Source organism: Desulfovibrio psychrotolerans (assembly GCF_013340305.1).
GTDB classification, from domain to species: Bacteria; Desulfobacterota; Desulfovibrionia; order Desulfovibrionales; family Desulfovibrionaceae; genus Halodesulfovibrio; species Halodesulfovibrio psychrotolerans.
The window spans coordinates 538,959-556,415 of record NZ_BLVP01000008.1 but is presented as its reverse complement, the minus strand read 5'-3'; the positions used below and the strand labels follow the sequence as shown (position 1 = coordinate 556,415).

Genomic DNA, 17,457 nt, shown 5'->3' with positions numbered 1-17,457 from the left:
CTCCTCCTCCCCGCCGATTACGTCATGATACCCTGTCCCGTATTACAGCAACTGGGCCTTCAGTCCCGGACTGGGAGACGGAATAACCACATGGCTCAGTACCGGACCGGCATCACCCACGCCAGCCACACCGGACTGCACGGCAGATTCCACAGAGGCCACATCGCCCGTCATCACCACAAAGGCCTTGCCTGCCAGCCCTGCGGCAATGCGAATTTCAATCAGCGACACCAGCGCAGACTTGGCTGCGGCATCGGCCGCAAGAATGCAGGAGGCGGCGGTACAGGTTTCGATAATGCCCAGCGCGCCTATGGGGCCGGTCTGCGTTGTGCCGCTGAGAGCCGGAATAACGTCAGGATGCACGCTGGGAATGGTGAACCAGTCCACCATCAGGTCGCCCCCCGCAGCACGCCCCGCCTTCACGGAACTCTCCACCGCTCCCGTATCGCCGGTCACAATCACAAGATACCGCCCGGGACAGGTAGGACGGGCAATCACTATTTCCACGGCAGCCGCCTTTACCATGGCATCCGCCGCCAGCATGCCCAAAGCCACGCTGTTCAGTTCCACACAACCGATGGTGCGAAGATTCATATCCTTCACCTGCTCCTATCAAGCCCTGATTGTTACCACGCCATCGCAGATGGCTTCCACCACGCCGTCCATGCTGGCGTGAACCCGGGCTCCCATGGCCTTTTCCGGAATCTCGCCTATCAGGTCCCCGCAGCGTACGCGGTCGCCCGTTGCCACCACGCATTGCGCGGGTGCGCCGATATGCTGCCCCAGACGAATGCGCACAACAGAGGGTGTAAATTCCCCGGCATAGGCCGGATGCGCGTCATACCGCTCAAGATCAAGCCTCTGCAGCAACCGCGAGGTGGGCACCTGCCGGACAACGCGGAAGGCATTCCCCCGCAATTCCTCCCCGGCGGATTCCCATTTCACACCGGCCGCCATGAGCACCTTCTTGATCTGGGCGTTGACCTCTCTGGGAGATACCTGCATGGGGCAGGCAAACTTCTCGCACAGCCCGCATTCGGAACAAAGCAACGCCTCTCTGGCAACCGGACTGCTAGCCACCAGCGTATCCGGGATGCGCATAAGCCGGTGCGGGTGCAGGGTGTGCCCCAGCAGGTTTCTGGGACACAGATCGGTACAGCGGGTACACTGGCAGCACACGGTATTGGTTATGCGGCGCAGCCGGACCGGGTCCATGCTCTTGCCCGCCACCACGGTATGGTCCGACGGCAGCAGAAGCAGCCCGCTGGTGGTCTTGGTCACGGACGGGTTACCCTCCGGCAGCACGCGGCCCATCATGGGGCCACCGTCCACAATGCGGTACTCGGAAATGGCGGCCCCGCCGGCAAAGGCAATGACATCGGCCACGGGCGTGCCCACGGGCACCTTCACCACCATGGGATTACGCACCGCTCCCGTCACCGTGAGATACCGATGGGTAACAGGCGCACCCTGCATGGCCCGGGCAACATTAAACAGGGTCTCCACGTTGCTCACCACGGCCCCCACCTGCAGGGGAATGCCGCGTTCCGGCACAGTACGTCCCAGCACCTCATGCACCAGCACATGCTCATCACCGGCCGGATAGAAATCCTTCAGCGCAAAAACGTCCAGCCTGCCGCCTGCCGCTTTCGCAACGGCGGCCTTTACCGCTTCCATCGCCTTGCCGTGCTTCGCCTTCAGGCAGATGACACCGCGACTCGCGCCGGTGCATTCCATCACGGCTTCCAGCCCGCGCACCACGGTTTCCACTTCCGACTCAAGAAGATACGGGTCACTCGCCAGCAACGGCTCACAGGAAGCCCCGTTTACCAGAACGGTATCCACCGTTGCAGCGGCCTTCACATGGGTAGGCAGACCGGCTCCGCCAGCTCCCACTACCCCTGCGCTTCGTATCGTATCAACTATATGCTCTCGCATGGTTCTGCCCTTTCCGGTATGTCACCGGGCCGCTTCACCACCGCCCCCGCTGCCCGGATTACTCCGGCAACAGGCATGGCGGAAGAAACCAAAACCACATGCCATCAGGCCATCAGGCCTGCTCCGGCAGCAGCCCCACCTGACTGTTGAAAAATCCTTTCCGTCCCCTTCCGTCCACATCAGGGCCGCCCACATTCATGCCGCACAAAGCACAACATTGTGCCATTGCCCGTGCGGCAGAAGACACGCCCCGGCACAGGCGCACCCGGCGGCATCTCTGCATAGTGCCTTGGCAGACGGGTGGCAAACCTTTGGCCGCTCCCTGCCCCGCAGGGCAGAAACATGCGGCATCCGGCCTGCGTTTTATGAAAATACCCCCTTCCCCGCAGGGAAAAGTCAACACCTTTTTCCACTTTCCCCATAAGGGGAATCTAAATCATAACACCATGTAATTTTTCATACTTCGTCAGATAAATTATTCAGCTGCCCCATACACCCCGGTTGGCCGCCTCCTGCCATGGACATGCGCCAACAGGTCACACCTGTCGCATTATCAAATACAGGCATCCCCACCCGATGACCTGCGCGCCCTGAAAAACCGGAAGCTGTCCAAAGAAAAATGAATGGTATCAGCACAGTGCAGAGGGAATCACCGCGCTCTTAGCGAAACGCCCTTCCATGGCGACACATACGGGATGCTTCTGCGGGCCGAAAGAGCGACACTCCCGTCGCCCCCTGCAAAACAACAAAAACATTCCACCTAGGGGAATGTTTTGCCAACAGGGGATGCGCCCCCACATGAAGACCGGGAGCATCTCTCCCGCCCGGAAAATCAGAACGGCTGCACAGCCTTTGCTTTTCAGGCCACTAAGAATGGGGAGGGTACCGTGGTGCCGGCATGCGGTCCGGAAGGAGCTTGCGGAATGTCCGAGCACAGTGCGGATTCAGGAGCTACACGCTCCGCACGATAAGCGTAACCGCGCTGACGGCAGAGAGCAGAAAAACGGCGGGACGGGTGTAGCCCGCATCACAGTATGCGGCAACGGGAATGGATGCCATATAGCCAAGCAGCACCGCCGGTGTCAGCATGGCGGCAAGCAGCAGTTCGGTCTGTCCTATACGGCCCACCAGCGAAAGGGCGACCACCGCCATGAGGATGGAGATAAACCCCACACAGGCAAGGGTGCCGCGCAGCCTCGGCCCCGGCTCGTTCTGCAACACAAGGGCCACGGGCGGCAACCCCACGCCGCTCACAGTGCCCATAAGGCCCCCGAATATCCCTGCGGAAAACAGCACCCGCCCCGTGGCGGGCAGCGAAATGCCGGAAACGCTCATGCCCACAGCCGCAAGAATCAACCCGCCGAGCAGCAGACCTGTCTCCCGCGGGGGCAGGTTGCTCAGCAGCATGGCAGCAACAACAGTACCGGCAAGATACCCGCCTATGGTGCGGCGCACGTTGCGCGGCTCAATATTGCTGCGTCCCCGTATGGCCATTACGGATGTGATGACGGCCACAAGCAAAACCACCGGGCCGGGCAGGAAAACAGGGCTTATCAGCACCAGCAGCGGCCCGATGATAAGGGCAAGGCCGAATCCCGCCACGCCCTGTGCAAGGGCACCCAGAAAAACGGTTCCGAAGGCAAGCGCATAGGTGGTAAGGGAAAGTCCGGTTTCAAACATGCATGTATCCGTTTGCAGAGTAATGTGTTCCGGGGGGATATACGGAAAAAACAGAAGCAGCTCCCGACTGCCGGCCTGCCCTGCCGGAAATTCGGGAATCGCCACCATTCATGCTTCGCGGGTTCTCACAAATTCATGAGTCCGCTTTCTGAATTTTGCGGAAGATGGTGCTGCGGTCCACCTGAAACACCTCCGCCACCTTCTGCACCGAGCCGTGAAACTCAATGGCCTGCCGCAGCAGATCGCGCTCCATTTCGGCAACAATGCTTTTCAGCGGTCTTCCGCCCCCGAGGATGAGGTCGGCATAGGACTGTTCCCGCGCATTGTCCTCCACGATGTGCGATGGCAGATCCCGGGGGGAGATGAGCGGCCCCTTGTGGGTGATGACCAGACCGTGCACCATGTTCTGCAGTTCGCGCACGTTGCCGGGCCACTGGTACCCGGAAAGGATGCCGTGCACAACCTCCATCATGGCCAGACTCTTGTGGTACTTGGTGGAATAATGACGCAGGAAATGCTCAACCAGAGGGCGGATGTCTTCCGCACGGTCCCGCAGGGCGGGAATGGTCACCTCCGCCACGTTCAGCCGATAGTAGAGGTCGCGCCGGAAGGTGCCCGCCTCCACGCATTCCGCCAGATTCTTGTTGGTGGCGGCGATAATGCGCACATCCACCTTGGTGGGGCGGGTTCCGCCCACGCGCATGATCTCGCGGTCCTGCAGCACCCGCAGCAGCCTTGTCTGCATGGAAAGGGGCAATTCGCCTATTTCATCCAGAAAGACCGTACCGCCTTCCGCCAGTTCAAAGAACCCGGCCTTGCCCTTACTGGAAGCCCCCGTAAACGCGCCGGGCATATACCCGAACATCTCCGACTCCGTAAGGGTTTCCGAAATGCCGCCGCAGTCCACCTTAAGAAAAATCTTATCCTTGCGGGCGCTTTTGGCGTGGGTAAGACGGGCAAACACGTCCTTGCCCACTCCTGTTTCTCCCAGAATGAGAATGGAGGCATCCGTGGGTGCCACGGTCTCCAGCATGTCCACCACCGCGCGCATGGCGTGGCTTTCGAACACGGGAGCAAGGGCGCGGTTCTGCTCGTTGGCAAGATAGGCCATCTGCTTGTGGAACTGGTCGATGAGCTGGCGCTGCTCCTCCATCTGCTCATTTATCCGCGTAATCATGGTAATGTCGCGGACAAAAGTGACCACAAGCCGCAGGTCCCCTGCCTCGTTGAACACGGGAAAACCGGAAAGCACCAGCCGCTTACCGTCCTGCAACTGCTGCACATGGGTGGCGGGCCTTCCCGTTCGCACGATCTCCGGATTGAGCACCCGGTCGAAAACCCCCTCCTCCACCAGCGTGCGCACCTGCTTGCCCTGCACGTAGTCCTGCTTCAGCCCGGTAAGCTGCTCATACATGCGGTTCACCCGCAACGCCACGCCTGAGGCATCGGAGATAAACACCCCGTCGGGCAGGGCATCGAGAATGCTCTCGAAATGTTTGGCAAGAATGTTCGCGGAACGGTGTACCATGGGGCTCCCTCGTCAGGCTCCCTTGTCACGGGTGTTGGAAAAAGGCAACCCTTGCGGGCCGCCTCTCCCTTCGTCACATATGCCCTGCTGCCGGAGCACGGGCAGGCTCGCAGGCACGTTCGCCCGCCCGTGCTGTCTCCGGCTGCGGCAGACTAGGCGTGCGCTGCCTCGACCCTGTCGCCCAGAATGCCCCGTGCAACAGCAACCAGCCTGGGCATGACATCCTTGCCCAGCGTCACATCCGCCATGGGCGGCGTACGGTCAAGGAACACATACTTCTGCGTTCCCAGCCGGTGATAGGGCAGCATCTCATACCGCACCGCAGGGTACGGCCGCAGAAATTCCGCAATGGCTGCCACTGCTTCTTCCGTGTCGTTAAAACCGGGAATGATGGGGGTACGGGCAAGCACGGGGGTATCGGGCACCAGTTCCATCAGCTTGCGGAAATTGTCCAGAATCAGCGCGTTGGGGCATCCGGTATGCTCCTCATGCATGGCGCTGTCCATATGCTTGATGTCGTAGAGGATGTAATTCAGATAGGGAGCCGCGGCCTCCATGGTCTTCCACGGCACCATGCCGCAGGTTTCCACGGCGGTCTTTATTCTGCGCCTGCGTGCCTCGCGCAGCAGGGCAAGCACATATTCGGCCTGCATGAGCGGCTCGCCGCCGGAAAGGGTAAGGCCGCCGCTGGAACGGGTATAAAAGGCCGCGTCCTGCTCCACCACCTTGAGCACATCATCCACAGTGCGTTCCTGCCCGTAGACGATGAGGCCCTGCGCGGGGCAGGCTTCGGCACAATGCTTGGGGCAGCCCTCGCACAGCGCGCGGTCTATGCGCAGGGTATCGTCCGGTTCGCGTATGATGGCACCCCGCAGGCAGGCCTGCAGGCAGCGCGTACACTTGGCAAAGGTGAGGCACCGCCCGGTGTGATACGCCAGTTCCGGCTCCCGCTGCTGCGATTCCGGGTTGCTGCACCAGCGGCAGGCAAGGGGGCAGCCCTTCAGGAACACGATGGTGCGTATGCCCGGCCCGTCATGCACCGAGTATTTCTGAATATTGAATACTATGCCTCGTTTCTTCTTGTCTTCAAGAACGCTCATGCTTCCCTCTGGCTGGCTGAGAATGGTTGGGACTCCGGGGCGGGGCAACGCGCACCCCCTGCTCCATCAGGCAGCGCGGGACGGGCCGTTATCGGCCCGCCCCGCTTGCCGTGTGTTGCCGGGAGTTACCGGATGGCGGAGGAGGTTATGCTATCGCTTCATGCTCGGTGCGTGCGATAAGGTCATTCTGCAAGTCGGGCGACAGGTCCACAAAGTAGGCGCTGTAGCCCGCAATACGCACGATGAGGTTGCGGTACTTCTGCGGGTCCTTCTTGGCAGCAATGAGCGTGTCGCGGTTAATGACGTTGAACTGCACATGCCACAGCTTCAGGTCGCAGAAGGTGCGGATGAACGACACCAGCTTTTCCGTTCCCTGCTCACCCTCAAGGCTCTTGGGGGTGAACTTGATGTTCAGCATGCGTGCCGCGCGGTCGCGCTTGCTCATGTTCTTGGTGTTGTAGTTGGAGAGCAGAATGGCGGTGGGGCCGTTCACGTCTGCACCATGAGAGGCGGAGGAGCCGTCGGACAGGGGGGTAAAGCCCTTGCGTCCGTTGGGCGTGGCGGAAACCACCTTGCCGAAGGGCACATGCGAGGTGAAGGGCACGTAACGCAGGTCGTTGTGAATGCCCAGTTCCTTGCTGTATTTGCCGCCGTATTCCACGGAAATGCGGTCCAGCTCGCGGCCTATGGCGTCTGCATACTCGTCGTTGTTGCCGTAGCAGGGAGCGGAGCGCAGCATGGCATGCACGTCCTCGCAGCCTTCGAAGTCGTTGTCGATGGCGGAGAGAATCTCGTCCATGGTCAGCTTCTTGTCTTCAAACACAAGCTTCTTAATGGCCGAAAGGGAGTCCACCACCGTGCCCAGGCCCATGAACTCGAAGTAGCCGAGGTTGATGCCTTCCGGAATATGAGTCTGGTGCAGGTCCATGCAGTGCTTCATGCACAGGTCGTGCATGGCGGAACCCATGGGCTGCGCAAAGTGGCGGGCACGGATGTTGTTGATGAGGTACTGCTGCACAAAGGCGGTTCTGAGGAACAGCAGGTGCTGCTGCACATAGGCGTTCCAGAACTCATCCCACGTGGCAAAGTTTCTGGGGTCGCCGGTTTCCATACCCAGCTGCTCGTCGCCGAACTTCTTCATACGGCCGTTGCGCAGCACCATTTCCACAGCGGCGGCAAAGTTGATGTAGGCCCCGCCGGAGGTGTAGGTATCGCGGTTGGGCATACGCGCTTCGGTGCAGCCGGAAACGGCGTAGTCCAGCGCCTCTTCAAAGGTCGCGCCCTTGGAAACGTAGAGGGGCACGATTTCTTCATCGTTAATCAGCTTGGGGAAACCGGAACCGTCCTTGATGGTTTCCGCCACGTCCCACAGGTAGGCTTCCGGCGAACGGGAATGGATACGCGCCGCAAGGTCCGGGTAATGCAGCGGGAATTCGCGCTTGGACTTGAGGATAAGGTGAGTCAGTTCGTTGGTGGCGTCGCGTCCGTCCGGAGTCTGGCCGCCCACGGTCACTGCTTCCCAGTGTGCGTACCCTTCGTTGAAGGCGCCGCCGGTGGGAGAGATGTACATGTCGATGAATTCGGCCATGCCCACCCACATGCACTCAAGCAGTTCCATGGCCTTGTCTTCGGTCAGCACGCCTGCTTCAATATCCTTGATGTAGAAAGGATAGAAGTACTGGTCCATGCGGCCGTTGGAAATGGTGGTGCCGGTCTTCTGCTCTATGCGCGAGAACATCTGGGTGAACCACTGGCTCTGCACGGCTTCATAGAAGTTGCGGGCGGGGTTGCCGGGCACATGCTCGGCCATGTCTGCCATAAGCAGCAGCTCCTGCTTGCGCGCGGGATCGGCTTCCTTTGCGGCTGCTTCGCGGGCGACCACGGCGTGACGCTTGGCCCACAGCACAATGGCTTCGCACACAATGACCACGGCTTCGAGGAAGGGCTTCTTCTCGCAGCTGTCCACGGGGCTCAGCGGGTCCAGCGTTGCCAGCTTGTCCAGTGCCTCCTGACGGATGCCGTTGAAACCGCGCTTGAGAATCTTTTCATAGTCGTGCACCCACTGGATGGATGAACGGAAGGAAGAGGTTTCGTTGACGATGAAACGCGAGGTCAGCCCCTGCGGATCATCGTAGGTGAGCTTGTGCACTTCCGGGGGCAGGGCGGCGTTCAGCGCCTCGTGGTAGGTCTTGCCTTTCCAGAACGGTGCGATTTCTTCGATGACGATCTTGGCGTCTTCGGGGGTGATGGTGGCGGGAGACTGCTTGCGCGTGGGCAGGTCGCGCACGGCAATGTCAAGGAAGTCGCCGTCCAGTTCGGGATACAGAATACCATAGCGTCCGTCGCAGCCTGCACGGCCAAGAATCAGCTGGTCTTCCTGCACATAGACGGTCATGTTTTCAGCAATGTGCTTAAGCGCCTTGGCCCAGCGCAGTACCAGCGGCTGGCCCTCAGTCTGCTTCATGGACTGGGTGAAATACAGAGCGCGTTCAATGTCTATGCGCGGCTTCTGGCCGTCAAAACGCTCAAGCAGCTTAAAGACGCGGCTGTGCGTCTTGCGGAATTTGTCTTCCTTGCCCGCGATCTTATCATGCAGACGCTGTTCCTGCGGCGACATGCACGCACACGTGATTCTTGTCATGCGAATACTCCTGGACTATTTTTGGTGTTACGAAGCTTGGACTCTGCGCCCAGTTTGCCACCATGCCCTGTGCGGTTTACGCGTGTGTCAGGCTGGTGCGTGTACTGCGGGGCTTGTGCCTTGCGGAACTCCCGCCCGCTTTGAAAACCCTGTGAGCACGGTTTGTGCCAAACATCGCAACACGCTGAAAAATAAAGAATTGGCTACCTCCTCTCGCAAAAAATTTGGTTGTGAAAAAAATCCCGTTACGGGAATGTTGCAGCTTTGCATCACATGGGATCAGACAGCATTTTTTCCTCGCATTTGCGTCGCAAAAATGCGACATGCGCTCCAGATGTGCTGCGTTTGCGACACCGCATCGGCATTGCCGTCCCTTTATATTGATACCTCTTGTGAAAATTATCCCATACAGAAATGGCTTTCAGGAGCGATTCCTTTTAGATGCATACTTGCGACACCTCGCCCCGTCCCCAACGCCACCCCGGTCGCACAAGCGCACTAACGAACTGATTTTATTGACACCACTCGCCGTATTCCAGAAATTAGCACCTAAAATTTTTGGCATACATCCTGCTCATACACAATCGACACAAGCGACCGGTGCATACATCAGGGTGGTGCACACCTTGAGATTCTGGTCACAACACCCGATTTTTGGAGGAAAAATGAAGAAGAGCCTCGTATTCGCAGCCATTGCCCTTTTCGGTGCCATTGCCCTTTTCGGCACAAGCACCCCGGCAGACGCCGCCAAGCCCGTTACCCTGCGTCTCGGCCATCCCATGGCTCCCGGCAACAACGTCACCGTGGGCTACGAAAAGTTCAAGGAACTGGTGGAAGCCAAGAGCGACAAGCAGCTCCGCATCCAGATTTTCGGCAACGCCCAGCTCGGCAGCGACCGCGTGACCACCGAAGCGGCACAGGCCGGCACGCTGGACATGTCTTCCAGTTCCTCGCCCAACATGGCGAGCTTCAGCAAGGCATTCATGGCCATTGACCTGCCCTACATCACCTCCCCGAAGTATCAGGAAAACCTCTACAAGGCGCTGGACGAAGGCGAGCTTGGACAGGAACTGGAAAAGGTGGCCAATGAGATAGGCCTGACCACCATCATGTTCAGCGAATACGGCTACCGCAACTTTGTCAGCACCAAGAAGCCCATAAAGACCGTTGCCGATCTGGCCGGGCTGAAGACCCGCACCACCGATTCCCCTGTTGAAGTGGCCGTGGCCAAGGCTCTGGGCATGAACCCCGCCCCCGTGGCATGGGGAGAAACCTACACCGCCCTGCAGCAGGGCACCGTGGATGCGGAAGGCAACACCTTCTCCCTGCTGAACGATGCCAAGCACACAGAAGTGCTCAAGTATGCCATGGATTCCAACCACAACTACTCCATGCACCTGCTGCTCATGAACAAGAAGAAGTGGGACAGCCTGTCCGCCGAGCATCAGACCATTATCCGCGAAGCCGCCCGTGAAGCCCTGATCTGGCAGCGCGCAGAAACCGTGCGCCTTGAAAAGCTCGCATGGGACGCCTTCCGCGAAAAGGGTATAGAAATCAGCATTCTTGACGAAGCGGAACGCACCAAGCTGAAGGAACTGACCGAACCCGTGCGTGCACAGTTCGCTTCTCAGGTTCCCGCACGGCTTCTGGAACTCATCAACGAAACCCAAAAGTAGCCCCCCTGCCCGCTTTTCTCCGGAAAAGCGGGCAGCCTTGTTCCTGCCCGCCCCGCTGCCGGGGCGGGTAAGAGATAACAGATTCCCGGCATGAGCGGGAAAGGGGTGCCCGTCCCGGCTAACCGGCGGCGTTATGCCCGCAATGCGGCAGCCACCGGCCTGCGTGGACAGACACAGGAACACGGTCCCGGCCTATCCGGGTTGAGGGAGGCTTTATGAGCCAGGAAATTATCTGCAACACAATGCCCATTAACGATACGACCGACGCATCTGCCCTGAAAAAGGCATGGCTCTGGCTGGACAACAACTTCGAGAAGATATTTCTCGTGGCCGGCCTGCTGTCCATCATCGCCTTTATCACCTTCCAGACCGCCTACCGCTATGTGCTCACGCATTTCACAAGCGGTTCGGGAGCTGCGGTCTGGACTGAAGAATTGTCCAGATACATCTTTATCTGGATAACCTATCTGGCGCTCTCCGTTGCCATCAAAAAACGCAGTTCCATCCGCATAGACATCCTGCATGACAAGCTTTCCGCACGCTGGCAGAATGTAAGCTGGGTGATGGTGAACACGTTCTTCCTCACGCTTACGCTCACCATCTGCTGGACCGGCTGGTCGCAGATAGAGCGGCTGATGATGTTCCCCCAGCACACCACGGCTCTGCGGATTCCTTTCATCATACCGTATCTGGTGCTGCCGGTGGGATTCGGCCTGATGAGCCTGCGCCTGCTGCAGGACCTTTCCGCGCAGGTACGCGCCTGCGGCCTGAAAGACACCGCCATAGCCCTTGCCTGCGTGGGGCTGGTTATTTCGCCCATTGTGATCACGGAATACATGGAACCGCTTCCCGCCCTGTTCGGCTACTTCGCCGCGCTGTGCATCATAGGGGTTCCCATTGCCATTTCCCTTGGCCTTTCCACGCTGGCCACGGTTATCTGCGCAGACACCCTGCCCATCCAGTACCTTGCGCAAACAGCCTTCACCTCCATTGACAGCTTTCCCATCATGGCCATTCCCTTCTTCATCGCCGCAGGGGTGTTCATGGGAGCGGGCGGCCTTTCCGAGCGCCTGCTGGCACTGGCTGACGAGATGCTCGGCGGGCTGTACGGCGGCATGGCGCTGGTAACCGTGGCAACCTGCATGTTCTTCGGCGCCATAAGCGGCTCCGGCCCCGCCACGGTGGCAGCCATAGGCGCGCTGACCGTACCCGCCATGGTGCAGCGCGGCTACGACAAGTACTTTGCAGGCGCACTGGTCGCGGCGGCAGGCGCCATAGGGGTTATGATACCGCCCAGCAACCCGTTTGTGGTGTACGGCATATCCGCGCAGGTCTCCATCGGCGACCTTTTCCTCGGCGGCATTGTGCCCGGCGTGATGACCGGGCTTGTGCTTATGGGCTATGCCTACTTCTTTTCCAGAGCACGCGGCTGGCATGGCGAAAAGCGCCAGCGCACCATCGTTACCTTCGGGCGGGCTTTCTGGGACGCCAAGTGGGCGCTCATGGTGCCCGTCATCGTGCTCGGCGGCATTTACGGCGGCCTTATGACCCCCACAGAAGCCGCCGCCGTGGCCGCCTGCTACGGGCTCATCGTGGGCGTGTTCGTCTACCGCGAGCTCACCCCCCGCAAGGTCATCAGCTGCTGTGTGGAGGCTGCGGAAACATCGGCCACCATCATCGTGCTTATGGCCATGGCCACCCTGTTCGGCAACATCATGACCATTGAAGACGTGCCCGGCACCATTGCCCGCGCCATTCTCGGCGTTACGGAAAACAAGCTGGTCATCCTCATGCTCATCAACGTGCTGCTGCTCATCGTGGGCATCTTCATGGAAGCGCTGGCCGCCATCGTCATCCTTACGCCCATCCTGCTGCCCATCGTCATCGGGGCAGGCGTAGACCCGCTCCACTTCGGCATCATCATGGTGGTGAACCTTGCCATCGGCTTCATCACGCCGCCGGTGGGCGTGAACCTCTTCGTGGCCAGCGGCGTTTCCAAGGCCAAGCTGTCCAATCTGGCGCAGTCCGTCATTCCCATGATGCTGCTCATGCTCGTGGTGCTTCTCATCATCACCTACATTCCGGAAGTGCCTCTCTTCTTCGTCGGAAAGTAGTTGCTCAATACCATACGCCGCCGGGACACATGTCCCGGCGGCCCACACAAACCCGTGCCGGAGCGGCTTTCGGCACGGATATGGGAGACTTTGTCCATGAAAATCATCGACTTCAGATTCCGCCCCAATACACCGGAGATCATTAACGGCATAAAAAACAGCGCCATGTTCAAGGAAGCGTGCAAGGCCATCGGCTTTGACGCCCGCCAGCCGCAGCCGCTGGAAGAAATCGTGGCCGATCTGGACCGCCGCAACGTGGCACTGGCCGTCATTACCGGCCGCGACTGCGAAACCACGTACGGCACTTCCGCCAACAACGGCAGCGTACTGGATTTCTGCAAAGCCTATCCCGACAAGTTTGTGGGCTTCTGGGGCGTAGATCCGCACAAAAAGATGGCCGCCGTGCGCGACGTGGTGCGCGCCGTGGAGGAACACGGCATGAAGGGCATAGCCATTGACCCCTACCTTGCCCATATTCCCGCGTGTGAAGCCCGCTATTACCCGGTGTACACCAAGTGCGCAGAACTGAACGTGCCTGTGTTCATCACCATGGCTCCGCCCCCGCAGGTTGCCGGAGCCATCATGGACTACGCAGACCCGCGCCACGTGGATCAGGTGGCCCGCGATTTTCCGGAACTGACCCTCATCATGAGCCACGGCGGCTACCCCTATGTGAATGAAGCCGTATACGCCTGCCTGCGCAACGCCAACGTGTACATGGACTTTTCCGAATACGAGCGCGCGCCCATGGCAGACGTGTTTGCTCAGGCCATGAGCACCATCATTCAGGACAAGGTGGTCTTTGCCAGTGCCCATCCGTTCATCGAACTGAAGGACGCCCTGGATGCTTACACCTCCTTCCCGCTTACGGACGAGGTGCGCCACAAGGTCATGTACGGCAACGCAAGCCGTATTCTGGGCCTGACGGAGTAAGCCGCAGTTCCACGCCCGTGCGGCGGAGGCGGACAACCGGAACGGATACGCACAGGGGCCTGCTGCGGGAGAGCGCGCCCCTGAATGCCCAAAGCCGCTGCCGCCATCCATATTTCCGCCTGCACGGGCGCATCCGGCATTCCTTCGGCAGGCGCATGCAGCGCACGGCTTCGTGCCGTCTGCCTTTCTCCGTACAATGCATTTGCGCACCTCCCGCCCGGGCGGGACCGGCGCAGAACATCCGGCTCCCGGATGGCTGCCCCGGTCCGCGCCTGCGCGATACACACTCAATGGAGAAAACCATGAAGAATATTCGAATCGGCGTGAAAATGCTGGGGGGATTTCTGTTCACGGCCATACTGGCCCTTGCCGTGGGCGTTACCGGCTTTCTGGGACTGAAACAGACCGAGCGGTCCATGGCGGAAATTGCCACGGTGCGGCTGCCCGGCATTGTCGGGCTTGGTTCCATGAGCGAGGCGCAAACAGCCATTCAGCGCGTGGAGCGTACCCTGCTCATTCAGGAAACGCTGGATAATCCCACGGAAGCGGCCAAGCAGTTCCGCATGCTGGATACCGCATGGGCCAACGCCCAGCGGGGCTGGGAACGCTATGCCCCACTGCCCAAAACCGAGGAAGAAGAGCAGCTCTGGGAGCAGCTTGTTCCCACATGGCAGGAGTGGAAAACCCGCTCCGCCGAAGTGATGGACCAACTGCGCGACGGCGAACGTGATCTGGCCTATATGCTGAGTCAGGGCGGGGCCAGAACCTCCTACGACGAGGCCGTGCGGCTGGTGAACGCCCTCATCGACCTGAACGTGCGTGTGGCTGAAGATTTTGGAAAAGAGGCGGAAGAAAAAGCCCAGCGCGCGGAAATGATCATCGTCATCGTATCCGTCCTGTGCGTGGTGCTGGCTGTTGCGCTGGGTGTGGTGCTCACGCGGGTCATCACCGGCCCCCTTTCCAGCGTGGTCCGGTTTGCCGGAGGCGTGGCACAGGGGAATCTGGATATGTCTCTGGATGTGCGGCAGCGGGATGAGGTAGGCCAGCTGGGCGATGCCATCCGGTCCATGGTGGGCACGCTGAAGGAGCGCATCGCGGAGGCAGACCGGCAGTCCGCAGAAGCCACGGAACAGGCCCGCAAGGCCCATGAGGCCATGGAAACAGCCGCGCAGGCTGGGCAGGCGGCTGAAATAAAAACAGAAGCCATGCTGGAAGCCGCCGACAGATTACAGGGCATTGCGGAAAATACGGCCTCTGCCGCAGAGCAGCTTTCCGCACAGGTGGAGCAGTCCAGCCGCGGTGCAGAGGTGCAGGCACAGCGGGTGACAGAGACAGCCACCGCCATGGAAGAACTGAACGCCACCGTGCTGGAGGTAACGCGTAATGCGGCCGAGGCGGCAAGCTCATCGGAATTTGCCCGCAGCAAGGCGCAGGAAGGCGCGGCCATTGTGCAGCGTGTGGTGCACGGCATGTCTGCGGTGCATACGCAGGCTGCGGAGATGAGAGGCGATATGTCTACCCTTGGCTCACAGGCGGAGGGCATAGGGCAGATTATGAACGTGATTTCTGACATTGCGGACCAGACCAACCTGCTGGCGCTGAACGCCGCCATTGAAGCCGCCCGCGCGGGAGATGCGGGGCGGGGATTCGCCGTGGTGGCGGACGAGGTGCGCAAGCTGGCGGAAAAGACCATGAATGCCACCAAGGAAGTGGGCACCGCCATACACGATATTCAGCAGAGCACCAGAAAGAACATAGACAATGTGGAGCGCACCACCCGCCAGATTGAAGAGGCCACTACCCTTGCCAACGAATCCGGCGATGTGCTGCAGAACATTGTGACGCTGGTAGATACCGCCAGTGATCAGGTACGGTCCATTGCCACGGCTTCTGAGCAGCAGTCCGCTGCCAGCGAGGAGATAAGCCGCAGCATTGAAGACATAAGCCGCATTTCCGGCGAAACCTCCGGCGCCATGCGGCAGTCCGAGCATGCCGTTACAGAACTCTCCGCACAAATGCAGGTGCTGGGGTCGCTCATTGCGGAACTCCGCAGCAACTAAGACCGGCTGTATAGCCTCTCCTTTTCGGGCAGCCTAAAGGGGGGAGGATTGCCCTTGCATCCCGGCTTGTCGGTAAACGCAAAAATCCCACGGTATTCAAGGCGTTCCTTAACGAAAACTTCAACGGCCTAGACGCCGCATGGAACCAGATTGAAGGAGGCAGGCCCAAACTGCCGGAATAGACACCGCTCACACGGAGACTGCTTTCAGGGCAACGGAATAGCTTCCGTTGCCCTGCTTTTGTGGAGACTGTCACGCGTCAGTGCGTTTTTTTCCGGAATAACATCGTGCTATCATTCGTTCCCAGCACGATTGGTCGCATGTTGATTGTACCGTAAGCATTGATTCGAATACCAAAATGGTCATTCCTGATGGACTAATGGACAAGGATGAAAGAAGCACCCTATCGACGCTGCCACAAAATAGAGCTAGCATTTTTGTGCAGCTTGACATATAAGTATACTTATAGCGTATTTCTGAAAATTATCTCTCTGTGCTATTTTAGATACACAATAAGGAGTTAGAAATGGGAAGGAAATTGTCACCTGAATTTATTACTGACTTAAAAAACGGCAATCTCACTCCTGTATTAAAAAGAGTGCGCGACGACCATACGTTAGATTTACAAATTAGGGACAATGAAATCCATATATACTACAGAGGAGGCAAGCTTGTTGGGATAAAAAGGAATAATAATACTAATTCGTATAAAATGGATTTTGACAAGAATTATCTCAAAGATCCATCTTATTTTGTTAACTTGCCCTATGACGTATCGAGTATGAATGATGCACAAAGATGGGTAAATGATTTTCAGTTTTTAAAATTAGAAATGGATATTCACTTCTCTAAAAACATGAAACCTGAAAGAGAATTTCAGCAATTAGTATCAAGAGAAAATAGCTATTCTCGTGTATCAAATTTAACTGACTATTTCATTGTTGATGTTGAATTTGAAAAGACTGTTAATACTATTTCTACAAAATTCGATGCCATGGCAATTTATTGGCCTAGTACATCAAGTGCAAGAAAATTTATTGAAAGTCCTTCACAAAAGCTTGCTATTATTGAAGTTAAATATTCCGACAGTGCACTGTCTGGTTCTTCTGGAATTGTCGAACATATGGAAAAAACAGTAGCATGCCTTCGAGAGCCTGGTGATTGCGAGGAAATTAAAATAACAATTTGCGAGCAGTTCAACCAAAAACGGGAGTTAGGACTTGTACTCTTTTCAAAAAACGGCAACAAGAATGCGGTTCCCGAGTTGTCAGGAAGACCGATATATATATTACTCCTTGCCAATCACGACCCGGCTTCAAAAGTTTTGAGAAATGAATTAAATTCTGATGCATTTAACCAAGCCTACATGGCTCTCCAGCAATATGCAGATGTCAAATTCGCAACCTCATCCTTCATGGGGTATGGTTTATTTGAGGAATGCATGCTTGATTTGGATTCTTTTAAATCGGCTTTAGGACGACAGGCAGGGGCATAAATATTATAACAATCTTGAAGTATGCTATTAAAACATCTTCCCTGCCCGGCATGTGCGTCTCCTTCGTAGCCCGCAAGTACGGCAGTCATCATCCTGTGCGCCCCTGCGTCAGGTCGTAAGCATAGTCTGTATCGTACTCATGTCGCCTGGCACCTGCCCGGTGCACCGTGTGGCGAGCCGCGCACCCGGCGTCTGTTTCTGCTGTACACGTTCCAGCCAGCTTCACCTATGACTCCGCAAAGACGCTCAGCCTCCTCCACAACAGCGGGAGAATTTGCTGCTTGCCCGTGGA

Annotated in this window: 11 protein-coding genes; 5 read left to right on the top strand and 6 right to left on the bottom strand. The window is 58.1% G+C overall.

The window, feature by feature from the left end; all coding sequences use genetic code 11:
• Nucleotides 1–42: 42 nt before the first annotated feature.
• From HUV26_RS10150 to hpsG, 6 genes are all read right to left on the bottom strand, one after another.
• Nucleotides 43–594 carry a BMC domain-containing protein gene (locus tag HUV26_RS10150; RefSeq protein WP_174409979.1) on the bottom strand — a complete coding sequence of 184 codons (552 nt, stop codon included), beginning with the start codon at nt 592–594 and terminating at the stop codon, nt 43–45.
• A gap of 18 nt (nt 595–612) precedes the next feature.
• Nucleotides 613–1,938 (bottom strand): SLBB domain-containing protein, encoded by a 1,326-nt coding sequence (locus tag HUV26_RS10145; protein WP_174409978.1) that lies wholly within the window; start codon nt 1,936–1,938, stop codon nt 613–615.
• A gap of 951 nt (nt 1,939–2,889) precedes the next feature.
• On the bottom strand, nt 2,890–3,618 hold the full coding sequence (locus tag HUV26_RS10140; protein ID WP_174409977.1) for a sulfite exporter TauE/SafE family protein: 729 nt from the start codon (nt 3,616–3,618) through the stop codon (nt 2,890–2,892).
• Nucleotides 3,619–3,751: 133 nt separating this feature from the next.
• On the bottom strand, nt 3,752–5,146 hold the full coding sequence (locus HUV26_RS10135) for a sigma-54 interaction domain-containing protein (RefSeq protein WP_174409976.1): 1,395 nt from the start codon (nt 5,144–5,146) through the stop codon (nt 3,752–3,754).
• A gap of 152 nt (nt 5,147–5,298) precedes the next feature.
• Nucleotides 5,299–6,246, bottom strand: coding sequence for a (2S)-3-sulfopropanediol dehydratase activating enzyme (hpsH, locus tag HUV26_RS10130; RefSeq protein ID WP_174409975.1), 948 nt, complete (start codon nt 6,244–6,246; stop codon nt 5,299–5,301).
• A 145-nt stretch (nt 6,247–6,391) separates the two neighbouring features.
• The gene (gene hpsG, locus HUV26_RS10125) at nt 6,392–8,887 is read right to left on the bottom strand and encodes a (2S)-3-sulfopropanediol dehydratase (protein WP_174409974.1); all 2,496 of its coding nucleotides are present in this window, start codon (nt 8,885–8,887) and stop codon (nt 6,392–6,394) included.
• A 665-nt stretch (nt 8,888–9,552) separates the two neighbouring features.
• On the opposite strand from hpsG, the gene HUV26_RS10120 reads away from it, so the two are divergent.
• From HUV26_RS10120 to HUV26_RS10095, 5 genes are all read left to right on the top strand, one after another.
• Nucleotides 9,553–10,563 carry a TRAP transporter substrate-binding protein gene (locus HUV26_RS10120; protein ID WP_174409973.1) on the top strand — a complete coding sequence of 337 codons (1,011 nt, stop codon included), beginning with the start codon at nt 9,553–9,555 and terminating at the stop codon, nt 10,561–10,563.
• Between the two features lie 242 nt (nt 10,564–10,805).
• On the top strand, nt 10,806–12,677 hold the full coding sequence (locus HUV26_RS10115; RefSeq protein WP_174410287.1) for a TRAP transporter large permease: 1,872 nt from the start codon (nt 10,806–10,808) through the stop codon (nt 12,675–12,677).
• Nucleotides 12,678–12,773: 96 nt separating this feature from the next.
• Nucleotides 12,774–13,610, top strand: coding sequence for an amidohydrolase family protein (locus HUV26_RS10110; protein ID WP_174409972.1), 837 nt, complete (start codon nt 12,774–12,776; stop codon nt 13,608–13,610).
• Nucleotides 13,611–13,912: 302 nt separating this feature from the next.
• The gene (locus tag HUV26_RS10100) at nt 13,913–15,670 is read left to right on the top strand and encodes a methyl-accepting chemotaxis protein (protein ID WP_243451345.1); all 1,758 of its coding nucleotides are present in this window, start codon (nt 13,913–13,915) and stop codon (nt 15,668–15,670) included.
• Nucleotides 15,671–16,196: 526 nt separating this feature from the next.
• Entirely contained in the window at nt 16,197–17,165 is a 969-nt protein-coding gene (locus HUV26_RS10095) for a hypothetical protein (protein ID WP_174409971.1), read from the top strand.
• The last annotated feature ends 292 nt before the right edge of the window (nt 17,166–17,457 follow it).